The organism is Bacillota bacterium (genome assembly GCA_012842395.1).
In the GTDB taxonomy this organism is placed as follows: Bacteria; Bacillota; SHA-98; order UBA4971; family UBA4971; genus UBA6256.
On record DUSX01000041.1, the window covers coordinates 1 to 2,300 of the forward strand.

2 protein-coding genes are annotated in these 2,300 nt (G+C 52.7%); both read left to right on the top strand.

Translation table 11 applies throughout. The annotated features are described in order from the left end of the window. The first annotated feature begins 608 nt into the window (after positions 1–608). Entirely contained in the window at positions 609–1,433 is an 825-nt protein-coding gene (locus tag GX515_12995; protein HHY33912.1) for a helix-turn-helix domain-containing protein, read from the top strand. A 120-nt stretch (positions 1,434–1,553) separates the two neighbouring features. Next, positions 1,554–2,300 (top strand): DUF91 domain-containing protein (locus tag GX515_13000; protein HHY33913.1); only part of this gene is annotated, 747 nt, incomplete at its 3' end.

A 2,300-nucleotide genomic window follows, 5' to 3' on the forward strand; every position in this document is an offset into this window, starting at 1 on the left:
AAATCTGGGACCGACATTTCCGTCACCTCACTACTCCATGTCCGTTCCCGGGTTCTCTATTCGAGGCTCGATACTTCGTTTGCGCAGAGTCCTGCTGCTATCGGGCGCAAGAGGTACGGCCCGCGCGCATCGTAGCACCCCTTCAGTAAGCACCATGTCGGCGCGATGACCTATCATTTGGTCTTGACGAGGGTAAAAACAGCGAGCACGTGAGTTACACAGGTGAAGACACTACCCATGCTCGTGGGTATCAGTTCGTGTCCTCAGCGATATCCCGTCTTGTAACGTGTTTTCGGCATGTTTGCGGATGTTCCTCCCTGCTTGGGGTAGGTGGTGGGTTCCTCCGTTAGCGGGAGCGCCGGAGCATCGGTCGAAACAAGTCTCGTGCAGTGAAACTGTGAATGTTCCCTCAGCGAAGCGCCAACCCCAACGCCGTGACTTCTGCTGTCCTGCCATTGCTTCCGAATTATGCACAGGTATGAGATTTGCGTCGGTAGGCTGTCTCGTTCTTGGCAATACCTATTGACCCAACCAGAGATCGATGATAAAATGAAAACGATGACACGATGATGCGATGATCATCAGAGGGGGTTCAGTCAAAGCAGGCCATGAAGCATCTGGAATGGCTCAAGTCCCTTACGCCCGAACAGCAAACCGCCCTGGAGGCTTGGGAAAAAGTCGGGGAACCGACGGTGGAATACCAAGATCACTACTTGGTAGAGGACGTGGCAAAGGGGCTGCGCCTGAGTCCAATAACCGTCCGTCAGTACATACGGGAGGGTAGGATATTCGCCAGGAGGTTCGGCCGACGCTGGTACGTTCCCGCTGACGCGATCGCGAGGTATATTTACAACGAGTCCCATAAGGAGAAGGCAGCAGACTATGTTCCAATGGGGATTATACTGGCCTGGGCTGACACCCCCGAAATCAGCCCGCTAATTGGCTACAAGTTCGTCTCTGATAAAGAGCTGGTGAACCTTGTGAGCGTGTCGTCTCTATTCCGAGAGCTTGGCATCCCGGAAAACTCTACTATGTGCCTTGAACTTTGGCCTGTTTCCGCGCTCGATCACTGCCTTGAAGATATCGGGCTGATAACTCCAAACTTGCGCGCACTTGAGAGGAAAGGCAGTGAAATGTTCTACAGCAATGTATTCGAGATGCCTCCAATGATGAGGACCCGCCTCTTGCAGCTGGCTTTCGAGGAAGACTGGTTCAGGGCACCTGTGGCATTGATAGAGCACACCTATAAAGATATCTTTGGTAAACAGCCCGATACCAATGACTTGCGTCTCTTAAGGAGGGCGCTCCTGTCATACATACTTGAGTATGACGATAAGGCCAGACTAAAGGAAGCGCGGAAATGGTTCCGTCACGGTCCGTTTACTCCCAAGTTTCCTGATACTCAGGACGATAGTACCGATGAGAGGGGCTGATGTTCCCAGCGCAATCGATGACCACATTGCGGAGGCCGCCAAAGGCAGCTTTAAACGTTAGTATCAGGGCAGTAAGGGTCCTCAAGAAGTAAACTGATTGCACTCTGGGAGGGCAGAGATATGCATGAAAGTGAGCTGCATCAAGTCTTAGGCGCCCATCCTGAGTTGATCGAACCAGGCTTACGGTTTCTCGAGTATGAGGCTCCGGTCGGAGAAGGCCTGCGATGTGACCTTCTATGCGAAGACCCTAGCCGCAAAAAAGTGTACGTAGAAGTGAAGTGGATCGCAGGCAAGAGGGCCGTTATCCAAGTCGAGCAATACGAAGCGGTGAGCAAAGCCCATGAGACGAGCCGGTTTGTTCTGGCAGCACTTGAAGCCAAGCCGGGGATTCCCGATTTACTGCGGAGGCGAGGATTTGAGTTCAAGAGGGTAGACCGGAAGTCTCTCTTTGCCATTAAGCCTGAATGGGAGAGCGAACTACGGAATGCCAGCGGGCGTGGACGGGCAGCCAACATCTCGCCTGATATGAAAGATGCTAGGTTGTCTATCCTCCACGCAATGTGTGAACGTATGCAGGATGAACTCCCCAATATCTACTTCGAGCATAGTGGCGAATCGAAAGATCGGCTGCTCCTACAGTGGAGGGGAAATGACTACTTCAACTTCTACTTCTCCAATAGAGTGCGCGATGGCTTTCGCTTCGCATTTGTAGTGGATCTAGACCAGAAGCGTTCAGAACGACGCGCGGACTTCTATGCGACTTTACAGGGCATATCTGGGGAAATAGCCCGGACGCTGAAATGCCCAGTCGAGGGGCGCATCGCAGATGAAAGGCTCGTGCAAGAAGGGCTGAAAAGTTGGGTCAAG